Source organism: Bradyrhizobium iriomotense, assembly GCF_018130765.1.
Lineage (GTDB): Bacteria > Pseudomonadota > Alphaproteobacteria > Rhizobiales > Xanthobacteraceae > Bradyrhizobium > Bradyrhizobium iriomotense_A.
In genome coordinates this window covers 86,272-100,496 of sequence record NZ_JAFCJZ010000007.1, presented here as the reverse complement: position 1 = coordinate 100,496, position 14,225 = coordinate 86,272, and the positions used below count along the sequence as shown (strand labels likewise).

Annotated in this window: 15 protein-coding genes and 1 riboswitch; of the genes, 6 read left to right on the top strand and 9 right to left on the bottom strand. The window is 64.7% G+C overall.

What is annotated here, in order from left to right:
* Positions 1-33: 33 nt before the first annotated feature.
* Together JQ635_RS14750 and JQ635_RS14745 are read right to left on the bottom strand one after the other, a co-directional pair.
* Positions 34-624, bottom strand: coding sequence for a thermonuclease family protein (locus JQ635_RS14750; protein ID WP_211410571.1), 591 nt, complete (start codon positions 622-624; stop codon positions 34-36).
* A 52-nt stretch (positions 625-676) separates the two neighbouring features.
* Positions 677-877: a DUF1674 domain-containing protein gene (locus JQ635_RS14745; protein WP_211410570.1), complete on the bottom strand. Its 201-nt coding sequence runs from the start codon at positions 875-877 to the stop codon at positions 677-679.
* Positions 878-1,064: 187 nt separating this feature from the next.
* On the opposite strand from JQ635_RS14745, the gene JQ635_RS14740 reads away from it, so the two are divergent.
* The 4 genes from JQ635_RS14740 to JQ635_RS14725 all read left to right on the top strand — a co-directional run bounded on the left by JQ635_RS14740 (position 1,065) and on the right by JQ635_RS14725 (position 7,580).
* Complete coding sequence (locus JQ635_RS14740; protein ID WP_211410569.1) at positions 1,065-2,411, top strand: RsmB/NOP family class I SAM-dependent RNA methyltransferase; 1,347 nt, start codon at positions 1,065-1,067, stop codon at positions 2,409-2,411.
* Between the two features lie 158 nt (positions 2,412-2,569).
* A complete protein-coding gene (locus tag JQ635_RS14735) occupies positions 2,570-4,288 on the top strand; it encodes a heparinase II/III family protein (protein WP_211410568.1) in 1,719 nt (572 codons plus the stop codon).
* 59 nt (positions 4,289-4,347) lie between these two features.
* A riboswitch (ZMP/ZTP riboswitch) is annotated at positions 4,348-4,429 on the top strand.
* A 25-nt stretch (positions 4,430-4,454) separates the two neighbouring features.
* A complete protein-coding gene (gene purH / locus JQ635_RS14730; protein WP_211410567.1) occupies positions 4,455-6,047 on the top strand; it encodes a bifunctional phosphoribosylaminoimidazolecarboxamide formyltransferase/IMP cyclohydrolase in 1,593 nt (530 codons plus the stop codon).
* Between the two features lie 243 nt (positions 6,048-6,290).
* Complete coding sequence (locus JQ635_RS14725; RefSeq protein WP_211410566.1) at positions 6,291-7,580, top strand: IS4 family transposase; 1,290 nt, start codon at positions 6,291-6,293, stop codon at positions 7,578-7,580.
* 50 nt (positions 7,581-7,630) lie between these two features.
* On the opposite strand, the gene JQ635_RS14720 is transcribed toward JQ635_RS14725, so the two are convergent.
* Positions 7,631-8,005: a winged helix-turn-helix transcriptional regulator gene (locus JQ635_RS14720; protein ID WP_211410565.1), complete on the bottom strand. Its 375-nt coding sequence runs from the start codon at positions 8,003-8,005 to the stop codon at positions 7,631-7,633.
* A 131-nt stretch (positions 8,006-8,136) separates the two neighbouring features.
* Here JQ635_RS14720 and JQ635_RS14715 point away from each other — a divergent pair, with 131 nt between their 5' ends.
* Positions 8,137-9,150 carry a zinc-binding alcohol dehydrogenase family protein gene (locus JQ635_RS14715; protein ID WP_211410564.1) on the top strand — a complete coding sequence of 338 codons (1,014 nt, stop codon included), beginning with the start codon at positions 8,137-8,139 and terminating at the stop codon, positions 9,148-9,150.
* A gap of 100 nt (positions 9,151-9,250) precedes the next feature.
* Here the strand turns inward: JQ635_RS14715 and JQ635_RS14710 are convergent, their stop codons facing one another.
* Both JQ635_RS14710 and JQ635_RS14705 read right to left on the bottom strand, forming a co-directional pair.
* Positions 9,251-9,547 (bottom strand): DUF1330 domain-containing protein, encoded by a 297-nt coding sequence (locus tag JQ635_RS14710; protein ID WP_211410563.1) that lies wholly within the window; start codon positions 9,545-9,547, stop codon positions 9,251-9,253.
* 9 nt (positions 9,548-9,556) lie between these two features.
* Positions 9,557-10,345, bottom strand: coding sequence for an SDR family NAD(P)-dependent oxidoreductase (locus tag JQ635_RS14705; RefSeq protein ID WP_211410562.1), 789 nt, complete (start codon positions 10,343-10,345; stop codon positions 9,557-9,559).
* A gap of 188 nt (positions 10,346-10,533) precedes the next feature.
* Between JQ635_RS14705 and JQ635_RS14700 the strand changes: the two genes are divergently transcribed.
* A complete protein-coding gene (locus tag JQ635_RS14700) occupies positions 10,534-11,511 on the top strand; it encodes a Bug family tripartite tricarboxylate transporter substrate binding protein (RefSeq protein WP_211410561.1) in 978 nt (325 codons plus the stop codon).
* A 77-nt stretch (positions 11,512-11,588) separates the two neighbouring features.
* Here the strand turns inward: JQ635_RS14700 and rplQ are convergent, their stop codons facing one another.
* The 4 genes from rplQ to rpsM all read right to left on the bottom strand — a co-directional run bounded on the left by rplQ (position 11,589) and on the right by rpsM (position 14,153).
* Positions 11,589-12,005 carry a 50S ribosomal protein L17 gene (rplQ, locus tag JQ635_RS14695; RefSeq protein WP_211410560.1) on the bottom strand — a complete coding sequence of 139 codons (417 nt, stop codon included), beginning with the start codon at positions 12,003-12,005 and terminating at the stop codon, positions 11,589-11,591.
* Between the two features lie 123 nt (positions 12,006-12,128).
* Positions 12,129-13,160, bottom strand: a complete 1,032-nt coding sequence (locus tag JQ635_RS14690) for a DNA-directed RNA polymerase subunit alpha (RefSeq protein WP_211410559.1) — start codon at positions 13,158-13,160, stop codon at positions 12,129-12,131.
* Between the two features lie 112 nt (positions 13,161-13,272).
* Positions 13,273-13,662 (bottom strand): 30S ribosomal protein S11, encoded by a 390-nt coding sequence (rpsK, locus tag JQ635_RS14685; protein ID WP_007603045.1) that lies wholly within the window; start codon positions 13,660-13,662, stop codon positions 13,273-13,275.
* A 122-nt stretch (positions 13,663-13,784) separates the two neighbouring features.
* Complete coding sequence (rpsM, locus tag JQ635_RS14680; protein ID WP_018647258.1) at positions 13,785-14,153, bottom strand: 30S ribosomal protein S13; 369 nt, start codon at positions 14,151-14,153, stop codon at positions 13,785-13,787.
* Positions 14,154-14,225 lie beyond the last annotated feature (72 nt).

Genomic DNA, 14,225 nt, shown 5'->3' with positions numbered 1-14,225 from the left:
GAAAGGCCGCGTCGTTCGACGCGGCTTTTTTTGTTACCAGAAGCGCCTGCTCCGTGCACACCAGCCGTCGCGGTGGCCGCCATTGTAGCTGCGCACGTAACCGCCGGCGAGCAACGCCGCCGAAACGTTGGCGGTGCGCCTGGTGGTGACGTCGGCGAGAACGCGGCCGTATTTGTCAGCTCCGAGATTGCTGATGGTCACGTCACCCTGGCCAAGCAAATCGCGCAGCGCGGCGGTCGCAGCCTTGGCCTTGTCCAGTTCATCCTGACAGGATGCTTTCATCTCCGGCGCATCGATGCCGCGCAGGCGAACCCGCACGACGAGATCGCGGCCGTTGCGCTGGAGCACGCGTGCGAGAAAAGTATCGCCGTCGATGGCGCGGATGACATCGACCGGCTGACGTGCATTGGCGTTGCCGGACTGCTGCAAGATGATCTCGACGTCCTGCGACCGGCCGTCATCCGCATGCGGAATGAGCCAGTTGGTTCCGTGCCGGAACGTAAGCACGATCGCGACCGCGACGCCGACTACGAACATCCACGGGAGCAAACCGGAGAAGCGGCGGCCGAACGGCGAGCCGCCGTAGGACGGCCGACGTGGATGGTTGGACTCGAAGCGTGGCATCCGCACACGCTAGGGCTGAGTCGGCTGAACCGGCAAGAGAGTGGAGGGCGCCTCAAAAGTCCGAGGCAATGCCTTTGCGCTCCCAATCCCCGTAGCGGGTGGGCTCAGGCCCCTTCGGTCCCTGCAATTCCTTGGGCGATGCTTCGGCATGAGCCGCAGCAGCAGCCTGCCGGCGTGCTTCGGCCTCGGCCAACGCGCGCTGGGCGGCCGGCGGGAGCTGCTTGCGATCGGGAACGGAGGGCTGGTCACTCATGTCGGCGCTCCTAGCGCAAGATCACGGGGCATGCGAGGTCCAATATCGCATTGCTGAAATGGTCATGACGGGCTGTAAACGCGAGACGCCATTCTTACATTTGGCATATTCGCGTGCCACAGATCGAATCCTCTAGGCATGCGCCCATAGCGGCGGAACTGCCGCTCGCTCAGAACCTTGCTTCCGCATGCCATCTCAACGTTTCGCCCCTCCGTCCGAAGTGCCTGGTCTTGCGGCACGGCGGATTGCCGCCGATATCGTCGACGGCGTGCTGCACAAGCACCGCACGCTTGACGATCAGCTCGACGGCGGTGGCGCCCATCCCGGACTGAAGACGCTGGCCGACCGCGACCGCGCGCTGATGCGCCGCCTGGTTGCGACCGTGCTGCGCCGGCTCGGCACGCTCGGCCATGTGCTGTCCCGCCTGCTCGACAAGGGCATTCCCTCCGACGCACCACGCGCGCAGAGCGCGCTCCTGATCGGCGCCGCCCAGATCCTCTGGATGGACGTGCCCGATCACGCCGCCGTCGACCTCTCCGTCCGCCTCGTGCAATCCGACCGGCGCGCCGCGCGCTATGCCGGCCTCGTCAACGCCGTGCTGCGCCGCTGCGCGCGCGAGGGCAAGGCGCTGGTCGACGAAGTCGCGACGCAATCGCTGGATCTGCCGCCCTGGCTGCTTTCGCGCTGGAGCGCGCATTATGGCGAGAGGGCCGCAAGGGACATGGCGCTGGCGCTCGGCCATGAGCCGTCGCTCGATCTGACCGTGAAGTCGGACCCCGAACAATGGGCGAGCCGCCTGCATGGCGCGACGCTGCCGACCGGGACGGTGCGGATGCTGCTGCACGGCTCGGTGACCATGCTGCCCGGCTTCGCCGAGGGACAATGGTGGGTGCAGGACGCCGCCGCCGCACTGCCGGCCCGGCTGTTCGGCGACGTCAAGGGCAAGTCCATTGCCGATCTCTGCGCCGCGCCCGGCGGCAAGACCGCGCAACTGGCGCTATCAGGCGCGCAGGTCACGGCGATCGACCGCTCGCCCGCCCGTGTGGCGCGGCTGCGCGAGAATCTGGCGCGGCTGTCGCTCCAGGCCGAGACCGTCGTCGCCGACGCCGTGGAGTGGGCCTGCCCGGCCGAAGGTTTTGACGGCATCCTGATCGATGCGCCCTGCACCTCGACCGGCACCATCCGCCGTCACCCCGATGTCGCCTGGCTCCGCCAGGAATCCGACATCGCCGCCCTGACCGCGCTCCAGCAGCGGCTGCTGAAGAAATCCGTCTCGCTGCTCAAGCCGGGCGGCACGCTGGTCTACTGCACCTGTTCGCTGGAACCCGAAGAGGGTGAGCAGGCGATCGCAACGCTGCTGGCCGCGGAGCCCGCGCTTCGCCGCGTCCCGATCGCGGCGTCGGAGGTCGCGGGCCTCGCCGAAATCATCACCGGAGATGGCGATCTTCGCACCCTGCCGAGCCATCTGCCGAACGCCGATCCCAAGCTCGGCGGGCTCGATGGATTCTTCGCAAGCCGGCTCGTTAAATCCTGATTTTGCACTGGTTTTTGCAATCCCGACGCCGATTCGCGCCGTTCAGGGTGGTGTCAGCCGGCCGATTTTGGGATTAATAAGGATTCGTCGGAATCCTCTCTCCCCCTTCAAGGCAAGGCGTGTCGGTCGCTCAACGCAGACGTATCTCGACGCTGGTCATGAACCGCTTCGCGCGGAACATGCTCGCACGCGCGAGCGGCGGTTCGGTTGCGCTGTCGCGGGTCTGGCCCGGCCGTACCGACCGGCTGATCATCGCGCCGCATGACCTGCGCACCGCGGACGCGACCCGCGCCGCCGAGATCTATGCCGGCCGCTTCGTCTTCGCCGGCAAGATCGTCAATTGCCACGGCCGCTCGATCTTCGATCTCGAGCCGCCGTCGGAGGATTGGGAAGTCGCGCTGCTCGGCTTCGGCTGGCTGCGCCACTTGCGCGCCGCCGACACCGCGCTGACACGGGCCAATGCGCGCGCGCTGGTCGAGGACTGGATCGCCAATCCCGCCAACAAGCGCCGCCCCGTCGCGCGGCGCGCCGATGTGCTGGCGCGGCGCGTGATCTCGCTGCTGTCGCAGGCGCCCCTGGTGCTCAACGACACCGACAACAAGTTCTACCGCCGCTACCTGCGCGCCCTCGCGCGCGAGATCCGCTTCCTGCGCTACACCATGGTCGACATCCCCGACGGGGTGCCGAAACTCCAGGTGCTGATCGCGCTGTGCTACACGACACTCTGCCTCGCCAACCAGGCGCGGCATATTCGCAGCGCGTCGAAGAAACTGTCCGACGAATTGCAGCGGCAGATCCTGCCCGACGGCGGCCACATCTCGCGCAACCCGGGCGCGCTGATCGAATTGCTGATCGACCTGCTGCCGCTGCGGCAGACCTTTGCCGCGCGCAACATCGCGCCGCCGCCGGCGCTGCTCAACGCCATCGACCGCATGATGCCGATGCTGCGCTTCTTCCGGCATGGCGACGGCAATTTCGCGCTGTTCAACGGCATGAGCGCGACGCCGTCCGACCTGCTCGCGACACTGCTCGCCTATGACGACACCCACGGCGCGCCGATGGCGAACATGCCGCATACCGGCTTCCAGCGCCTCGACGCCGGCCAGACCACTTTGATCATCGACACCGGCCCGCCGCCGCCGGCCGGCGTCAGTCACGACGCCCATGCCGGCTGCCTGTCGTTCGAACTGTCCTCCGGCATCAGCCGCATCGTCACCAATTGCGGCATGCCGACCACGGGCCGCGATAATTGGCGGCCGTTCGCGCGCGGCACCGCGGCGCATTCGACACTGACCTATCACGACACCTCGTCATGCCAGTTCGTGGAGATGTCGGCGATGAAGCGGCTGTTGCACGGCTCGCCCGTCACCAGCGGCCCGGTCGAGGTCGAGAGCTATCGCGAGGTCGTGCAGAACGGCACGCTGCTCACGACCTCGCATGACGGCTATCTCTCCAAATTCGGCGCGATCCACCGCCGCGTGCTGATGATCGCCAATGACGGCGCACGCATCGACGGCGAGGACACGCTGTCGCCGCCGCAGGGCGGTCGCTTCAAGGGCGCGGATGCCGATTTCGCGCTGCGCTTCCACCTGCATCCCGCGGTGAAGGCGAGCCGGCTGTCGGATGCCCGCGGCGTCATGCTGGTGCTGCCGAACCGCGACGTCTGGACCTTTGAAGCCTTGGACGACAAGGTCGACCTCGAGGATAGCGTGTTCCTGGCCGGCAATGACGGTCCGCGCCGCACCGCCCAGATCGTGATCCGGCAGGACGCGCGGCAGGCCCCCTCGATCCGCTGGAGCTTCATCCGCTCCACGACGTCGCCCGCGATTACCAATGCCCGCCGCAACGCCCGGCGCGAGCCGGAACTTCCGCTGTAAACGCGCTCGATTCGGCCCCATCTCGTCGTTGTGAAAACGGCTGAAAGCTGCTATCGAGCCCTCGCTCGCGCGACTGGCGACCTTGGATGGAGCACCATCGGGAAGCGCGACACATATCTGCCGCGCGCCTGGGCATAGACACTCCTTAAGACAGAGGATCTTGCTCATGACTGACCATCCCCGCCGCGTCACCCGCGCCCTTCTCTCCGTCTCCGACAAAACCGGCCTGATCGAGTTCGCCAAGGCGCTTGCCGCGCATGATGTCGAGCTGGTCTCGACCGGCGGCACCGCGAAGGCAATCGCCGCCGCCGGCCTCAAGGTGAAGGACGTTTCCGACCTCACCGGCTTCCCCGAGATGATGGACGGCCGCGTCAAGACGCTGCATCCGAAGGTGCATGGCGGCCTGCTCGCGATCCGCGACAACAAGGAGCATGCGGAGGCGATGAAGGCGCACGGCATCGCGCCGATCGACCTGCTCGTCGTCAATCTCTATCCGTTCGAGGCGACCGTCGACAAAGGCGCGGGCTTCGAGGATTGCATCGAGAACATCGACATCGGCGGCCCCGCGATGATCCGCGCCGCCGCGAAGAACCATGACGACGTCGCCGTCGTGGTCGAAGCAGAAGATTACAAGGCCGTGCTCGACGAGCTCGCAGCCAACAAGGGCGCGACCACGCTGAAGCTGCGCCGGCGTCTCGCCGCAAAAGCCTACGCGCGCACCGCGGCCTATGACGCCGCGATCTCAAACTGGTTCAACCGTCAGCTCGAGATCGACGCGCCCGACTTCCGCGCCTTCGGCGGCAGACTGATCCAGTCGCTGCGCTACGGCGAGAACCCGCATCAGACCGCGGCGTTCTATGCCACGCCCGACAAGCGTCCGGGCGTCTCGACCGCGCGACAGCTGCAGGGCAAGGAGCTCTCCTACAACAACATCAACGACACCGATGCGGCCTATGAATGCATCGGCGAGTTCGACACCAAGCGCACCGCGGCCTGCGTCATCGTCAAGCACGCCAATCCCTGCGGCGTGGCGGAAGGCTCGAACCTCGTCGACGCCTATCGCAAGGCGCTGGCCTGCGACTCCACCTCGGCCTTCGGCGGCATCATCGCGATGAACCGCGCGCTCGACGCCGACACCGCGCGCGAGATCACAAAAATCTTCACCGAGGTGATCATCGCGCCCGACGCCAGCGAGGAGGCGATCGCCATCATCGGCGGGAAGAAGAACCTGCGCCTGCTGCTCGCCGGCAGCCTGCCCGATCCGCGCGCGCCCGGCCTCACCGCCAAGACCGTCGCCGGCGGCCTTCTCGTGCAGAGCCGCGACAATGCCGTGGTCGACGACATGACGTTCAAGGTCGTGACCAAGCGTGCGCCGATGGACGCCGAGATGCGCGACCTGAAATTCGCGTTCCGGGTCGCCAAGCACGTCAAGTCCAACACCATCATCTATGCCAAGGATCTCGCCACGGTCGGCATCGGCGCGGGCCAGATGAGCCGCGTCGATTCAGCCCGGATCGCAGCGCGCAAGGCGCAGGATGCGGCCAACGAGCTGAAGCTCGCCGAGCCGCTGACCAAGGGCTCGGTCGTGGCATCGGATGCGTTCTTCCCGTTCGCCGACGGCATGCTCGCCTGCATCGAGGCCGGCGCCACCGCGGTGGTGCAGCCCGGCGGCTCCATGCGCGACGACGAGGTGATCAAGGCCGCCGACGAGCACGGCATCGCCATGGTGTTCACGGGCACGCGGCACTTCAGGCACTAAGTTTTTGGTGCTCTAAACTCTCAAAGGGTCGTCCCCGCGAAGGCGCTAGGGCATGCACGTATCTAGTGCGGCGGATTGACTCGGGTTGGCCACAGGGGATTCCAGAATCGGAAGTCTGTGTGATTCCTATTGTGGCACTCCATGGTTTGAACGGGGTGCCGCGATGTTGTCACGGATTGACTGGACACTGGGCCGGTTCGGGGATCGTCGTCTCGATAAAGGGGGGCGGCGTTCGTCGAACGCATGGTTGTGGGCAGAACTGTCTGCCTTCGGCAGCTCTCCAGGGGGAACCGTGCGCTGGAAGTGCGGTTCAACCGCTTTCTTGGCCATGACAAGGTGACGGCGGAGCGGATCATCGAAAGCTGGAGCGAAAGCACGGTCGCTGCGGTAGAGGGCCGCCACGTACTGGCCATCCAGGACACCAGCGAGATTCACTTCAACACCATACCGCAACGCCGGCGCGGGCTTGGAGAAATCGGCAAAGGCAATAACCACGGCGTGCTGCTGCATCCGCTGCTGGCTGTGGATGCCGACGACGGCAACTGTCTTGGACTTTTGAGCGGGCAGATATGGACGCGCGCAGGTCGCCGCACGACCTCGCACGACGATCGGGAGTTATCGGACAAGGAATCGCAGCGCTGGATATCCACTGCCGTGGCGGCCAAGCCGCTGCTCACCAAAGCCGCGGCGGTGACGGTGCTGGGTGACCGCGAGAGCGATATTTTTGCCCTTTATGCCAGTTCGGCTGAGCAACACTTCCACGTCATCGCGCGCAGCATGCATGATCGCAAGCTTGCCGACCGCACTGGCTTGTATGAGGTCAGCGATACCATGGCCGTAGCAGATCGGCGTGCGATCCAATTGCCTGCGCGCCCCGCGCGGCCCGCCCGTCTGGCTCACCTCGAACTTCGCTTTGGCGCAATCGAGCTCGCTCGCCCGCAGAGCAAGTTCCTGCGCCATTTGCCAAAAAGCTTGCCATTGGCAGTGGTCGACGTGCGCGAGATCAATGCCGAAACCGGTGTGGAGCCGCTGCACTGGCGGCTGCTCACCACGCACGAGGTCAACGGCCTCGAGGACGCCTGGCGCATCGTCCAATGGTACAAGCAGCGCTGGATCATCGAGCAGTTCTTCCGCGTCCTGAAAACGCAAGGCCTCAAGCTCGAAGACAGTCAGATCGGAGCCGCCGATCGTCTTCTCAAACTGGTTGCAATCGCCGCCAAGGCGGCCGTCATCACAATCCAGCTTCTGCAGGCCCGCAATGGTAGTCGCCAGCCCATTCTCGCCGCCTTCGACAACGGCCAAATTAACGCGCTCACTGCCCTCAACCAGCAACTCGAAGCCGGGAGCAAGCGGTTAAAGAACCCACATCCACCCGATAGCCTCGCCTGGGCCGCCTGGATCATCGGCCGTCTCGGTGGCTGGGACGGCTACCCATCGTCCAAGCCGCCAGGCCCGATCACCTTCAAGAACGGCCTCGAATACTTCCATGCCGTCGCAGCAGGATGGAGCCTCAGAGATATGTGCATGCCCTAGTGCGTTCGCAGGGACGACACGGAGAATGCGACGCCGGCGTCTCTAGAAACTTATGCCGCGCGCTTCTTCTTCACGACCACCGGCGGCGGCGCGCAGGACAGCCGCTGCTGATGACTCTCGCCCCAGGCCTTGAGGATGTCGATCACCGGCTTGAGGCTCTCACCCAACTCGGAGAGGCAATACTCCACCCGCGGCGGCACTTCCGCATAGACCTTGCGGATGACGAGCTTGTCCTCCTCCAGCGCACGAAGCTGTTTCGTGAGCATGCGCTGAGTGATGCCGGGCATCCGGCGGCGCAATTCGCCGAAGCGCTGGGTCCCGCTCTGCAGGTGGTAGAGGATCACGCCCTTCCACTTGCCGTCGATCAGGTCCAGCGTCGCCTCGACCGAGCAGCCGGGACGACGGGCAAAATTGCGCCGTTTCATGCGTGTTTTCCCAATAGTATCCAAACAGGGACTATATCCCCGAATTTACAGTACTTGCCAAATGGACGCCAGCGGGACAGTTAGCAGGCCAGGCGCACGTGACAAGCTGCGCCATCTGATGGAGACACGCCATGAAGGCCGTCGGCTACAAGAAATCGCTTCCGATCGAGGACGCGGAGTCACTGATCGATTTCGAGACCGCAAAACCCGAGCCCAAGGGGCGCGACATCCGCGTTGCCGTGAAGGCGATCTCGGCCAATCCGGTCGATTACAAGGTGCGCAAGCGCGCCGCCCCGCCCGAGGGCGAGACCAAGATTCTCGGCTATGACGCAGCCGGCGTGGTCGATGCGGTCGGTCCCGATGTCACGCTGTTCAAGCCGGGCGACGAAGTGTTCTACGCCGGTTCGATCCTGCGCCAGGGCACCAACGCCGAATTCCACCTGGTCGATGAACGCATCGTCGGCAACAAGCCGAAGTCGCTCTCGTTCGCGCAGGCGGCAGCCCTTCCCCTCACCTCCATCACGGCGTGGGAATTGCTGTTCGATCGTCTCGGCGCCGTGCCCGGCAAGAGCGTCGATCCGCGCACGCTGCTGATCACGGGCGGCGCTGGTGGCGTCGGTTCGATCCTGATCCAGCTCGCCCGCCGTCTCACCGGGCTCACGGTGCTCGCAACCGCGACGCGGCCGGAATCGCAGAAATGGTGCCTCGACCTCGGCGCGCATGCGGTGATCGACCACGGCAAGCCGATGAAGGAGCAGATCGAGAGCTTGAAGCTGCCGCCGGTCGCGCTGGTCGCGAGCCTCACCTTCACCGATCAGCACTACAAGGCGATCGCGGAGTTCATGGCTCCGCAGGGACGGTTCGGCCTGATCGACGATCCCCCGGAATTCGCCATGAGCACGTTCAAGGGCAAGGCGATCTCGGTGCACTGGGAATCGATGTTCACGCGCTCCTCGTTCCAGACCCCGGACATGATCGCGCAGCATCATCTGCTCAACGACGTCGCCGACCTCATCGACAAGGGCGTGCTGCGCACGACGCTCGACCAGACCTTTGGCACGATCAATGCCGCCAACCTCAAGCGCGCGCATGCGCTCCTGGAGAGCGGCAAGTCGCGCGGCAAGATCGTACTGGAGGGGTGGTAGCGAAGATCTCGTAGGGTGGGCAAAGGCGCACTTGCGCCGTGCCCACCATCTTCTCGACACGCGCAATCAAAGTGGTGGGCACGCTTGCGCTTTGCCCACCCTACAGCACCGGCACCCCTTCAACGAACATCAACCGCCGCTCCAGGGCCGTTCGCCGCAGCTTGAGCGCTTCGGCATATTCGACCGATGCGTACCATTCGCGCGCCCGCGCCATCGATGGAAACTCCACGATGATGATCGTCTTCGCCGGCGGGCCGCCCTCCACCACTTCAGCGGCGCCACCACGCGCGAGGTAGCGGCCGCCATATTGCACGATGGTCTGCGCCGCGAGCGTGCGATAGGCCTCCATCGCGGCCTTGTCGCGCACCTCGACCTCGGAGATCACATAAGCCGACATGACTCGGCCTCAGGCGATCGTATTGACGATTCCACCTTCCGCGCGCAGCGCCGCACCGTTGGTGGCGGAGGCTTCCTTCGAGGCGACATACACCACCATGTTCGCGATCTCGTCGACACTCGCAAAACGCTGGATCAGCGAGCTCGGGCGATGCTGCTTGACGAAATTGGCTGCGGCCTCGTCCACGGACTGCCCGTTTTGCTTCGCGAGATCCTTCACGAAGGTCTCGACGCCCTCCGACAAGGTCGGGCCCGGCAGCACGGAATTGACGGTGACGCCGGTACCGCGGGTAAGCTGCGCGAGGCCGCGCGCGACCGACAGCTGGGCCGTCTTGCTCATGCCGTAGTGGATCATCTCGACGGGAATGTTGAGGCCGGACTCGGAAGAGATGAAGACGATACGGCCCCAGTTGCGCTTGAGCATGCCCTTCATGTAGGCCCGCGACAGCCGCACGCCGCTCATCACGTTGACCTCGAAGAAGCGGCTCCAATCCTCGTCGGGGATGTCGAAAAAATCCTTCGGCTCGAAGATGCCGGCATTGTTGATGAGGATGTCGACCTCGGGCAATGCCGCGACCAGCGCCTTGCAGCCCGCGGCGGTGGAAACGTCGGCAGCGATGCCGCGGACCTTCGCGCCCGTCCCTTCCAGCTTGCGCACCGCGGCATCGACCTTGTCCTGGCCGCGGCCGTTGATCACGACGCTGGCGCCGGAGCCGGCAAGGCCCTTGGCGATGGCGTGGCCGATGCCGGCGGTCGAGCCGGTGACGAGTGCGGTCTTTCCGGAAAGGTCGATGTTCATGCAATATCTCCGTCAGTTCGGTGGTGGTGATATCGGACGCGGCGGATCGGGTTGCAATCGGCCTCACCAATCAGTGAGGCGTTGCGCGGCCTTCCCCGCGACAACGTGGACGTCCTGTCTACGGATGGAACGATTATTGCTAGGCTGCACCGAGCACTCTTGCTCATGTGAACACGGAAAAACTCTGCATGAAATCAACGACTCTCACTGTTGTCCTCGGGTTGATCGGCCTGATCGGCGGCACTTCGCTCGCATCGGCTCAAGCGGTCTATCCGGAAAAGTCGTTGCAACTGCTCGTCCCGTTCCCGCCCGGCGGCGCCTCGGACGTGCTCGCGCGCATCTTCGGCGGCGAGCTTGAGACCCGGCTCGGCAAGCCCGTGGTCATCATGAACCGTCCGGGCGGCGGCACCACGATCGCGGCCAAGGAAGCGGCGCGCGCGGCACCCGACGGATACACCCTGTTCTACAGCTCGAACTCGAGCTTCACCCTGCCGGCGGCCGTGAAGGAAAGCGTGCCTTACGACGCCACCAAGGATTTCGAGCCTATCGGTCGGATCGGCCAGACCACGCTGGCGCTGGTTACCTACAAGGACAATCCGATCTCGGACGTCGCTGCACTCGTTGCCGAAGCGAAGGCCAATCCCGACAAGCTGTCGCTGGCCTCCTTCGGCGTCGCGACCGTCTCGCATTTCGCCGGCGAGCTGTTCAAATCGGCCGCCGGAATCAAGATGGTCCACCTGCCCTACAAGGGCAGCGCCCCCGCGATGAACGACCTGATCGGCAAGCACATCCAGTACCACGTCGACACCGTGATCGCCGTGAAGCCGCAGATCGAGGCCGGCACCGTCAAAGTGCTCGCGGTGTTCTCGGGCAAGCGCACGCCGTTCCTGCCCGACGTGCCGACGCTAGCCGAGCTCGGCTACAGCGGCGTCGACTTCGCGTCCTGGGGCGCTGTGGTCGCACCCAAGGGGCTGCCGCCGGCCGTTCGCGACAAGCTGACGACGACGCTGGAGGAGATCGTCAACACCCCTTCGGTCATCGAGCGCTTCACCCAGGTCGGCTTCGAACCGGGCTTCGTGCGCTACAGCGACTGGGCAGGCACCATCGGCAAGGAGACCGCCGAGATGAAGGAGATCGCGCAACGAGCGGGGATCAAGGAGGAATAGTCCTTCGGATCCGCACCATTCCAGAAACAAAAACGGCGCCCGAGGGCGCCGTTTTCAATCCATATCGCAGAAACAGCTTACGCCGCCTCGGCTTCCTTCTCCTGCACCGGACCGGAGTCCTGGCCCTTGGCATCGACGTCGCGATCGACGAACTCGATCACGGCCATCGCGGCGTTGTCGCCGTAGCGGAAGCCGGCCTTGATGATGCGGGTGTAGCCGCCCTGGCGGTCCTTGTAGCGGGTCGCCAGCGTGTCGAAGAGCTTCTTGACCTGATCCTTGTCGCGCATCTCGGAGATCGCCTGGCGGCGCATGGCCAGCCCGCCCTTCTTGCCGAGGGTGACGAGCTTCTCGACGATCGGACGGAGCTCCTTGGCCTTCGGCAGCGTGGTGACGATCTGCTCGTGCTTGATCAGCGCGGCCGCCATGTTGGCGAACATCGCGCGGCGGTGCTCGGCCGTGCGGTTGAGCTTCCGATGAACCTTGCCGTGACGCATGTGTCTATTCCTTACGTATGAACTGCCGCGACGGTTCGTCGGACCAGTTGCTCAGGTGGGCTTCCTGCGTTCGCCCATAAAAATCGCGGCCGGATATGTCCGGCCGCGACGGTGAAAAGCGGATCAGTAATGATCCTCGAAGCGCTTGGCGAGCTCGTCGATGTTCTCCGGCGGCCAACCCGGCACTTCCATGCCGAGATGCAGACCCATCTGGGCCAGCACTTCCTTGATCTCGTTCAGCGACTTGCGGCCGAAGTTCGGGGTGCGGAGCATTTCCGCTTCGCTCTTCTGCACGAGGTCGCCGATGTAGACGATATTGTCGTTCTTCAAGCAGTTGGCCGAACGCACCGACAGCTCGAGCTCGTCCACCTTCTTGAGGAAGGCCGGGTTGAAGGCGAGGTCCGGGATGATCTCCTGGGCGACTTCCTTGCGCGGCTCTTCGAAGTTGACGAACACGTTGAGCTGGTCCTGGAGGATGCGCGCGGCATAGGCCACGGAATCATCCGGCGTCAGCGCGCCGTTGGTCTCGATCGTCATGGTCAGCTTGTCATAGTCGAGGATCTGGCCCTCGCGGGTGTTCTCGACCTTGTAAGAAACCTTGCGGACCGGCGAGTACAGGCTGTCGACCGGGATCAGGCCGATCGGCGCGTCCTCGGGACGGTTGCGCTCGGCGGGGACGTAGCCCTTGCCGGTCGAGACCGTGAACTCCATGCGGATCTCGGCGCCCTCGTCGAGGGTGCAGATCTGCAAGTCCGGGTTCAGCACCACGACGTCGCCCACGGTCTGGATGTCGCCGGCGGTGACGACACCCGGGCCCTGCTTCTTCACGACCATGCGCTTGGGGCCTTCGCCCTGCATCTTGATCGAGATGTCCTTGATGTTGAGCACGATGTCGGTGACGTCCTCACGGACGCCCGCGATCGAGGAGAACTCGTGCAGCACGCCGTCGATGTGCACCGACTGCACCGCCGCGCCCTGGAGCGAGGAGAGCAGGATGCGGCGCAGCGCGTTGCCGAGGGTCTGGCCGAAGCCGCGCTCGAGCGGCTCGGCGACGATGGTCGCAAAACGCGAGGGATCGCTGCCGGGCTGAATCTGGAGCTTGTTCGGCCGAATCAGTTCTTGCCAATTTTTCTGGATCGTCACTGTTTCACCCATACAGGCCAGTCGAACTGCCGTTGCAGACACTGGCGTTGGAGAAAGGCCGCAGGTCGCACCCGCGGCTTCTTGCAAAAGTCATTGCGGGCGCCGATGCGCCCGCAATTTGGTATCAAACGCGCCGACGCTTGCGGGGACGGCAACCGTTGTGCGGGATCGTGGTCACGTCGCGGATCGAGGTAACGGTGAAGCCAGCGGCCTGCAGCGCGCGGAGCGCCGACTCGCGGCCCGAACCGGGACCGGCGACTTCGACTTCCAGCGTGCGCATGCCGTGCTCCTGCGCCTTCTTCGACACGTCCTCGGCGGCAACCTGCGCGGCGTACGGGGTCGACTTGCGCGAGCCCTTGAAGCCCATCGTGCCGGCGGAAGACCAGGCAATCGTGTTGCCCTGCGCGTCGGTGATGGTGATGGTCGTGTTGTTGAACGACGAGTTCACGTGCGCAACGCCGGAGGCGATGTTCTTGCGCTCACGACGGCGAACGCGGGTGGCTTCCTTGCCCATTGAGTCCCTTTCCTGAAGATCTCAAACGCCGCCGTAATGCCAGCGGCTACACCTGTGGAACGAAAAGCGCGTGGCGAACGGGTCATCCCCTTTCGCCACACGCCGCGATTGGATTCGAAAACTTACTTCTTCTTGCCGGCGATGGCCTTGGCCGGACCCTTGCGCGTACGCGCATTGGTGTGGGTACGCTGACCGCGCACCGGCAGACCGCGACGATGGCGCAGGCCGCGATAGCAGCCGAGGTCCATCAGACGCTTGATATTGATGCCGACCTCGCGACGCAAATCGCCCTCGACGAGATAGTCACGGTCGATCACTTCGCGGATCTGGAGAACTTCGGCGTCGCTGAGCTGATTGACGCGACGATCCTCGGGGATCTTCACCTTCTCGATGATGTCACCGGCGATCTTCGGGCCGATGCCATGGATGTACTGAAGCGCGATCAGCACGCGCTTGTTGGTGGGAATGTTCACGCCGGCAATACGGGCCACGGCCTTCTCTCCTGTTGCCGATCCCTCGTCAGGAATCGGGCTTAAGTGCTTGCGTTCTCGGGCAGGTGTTCA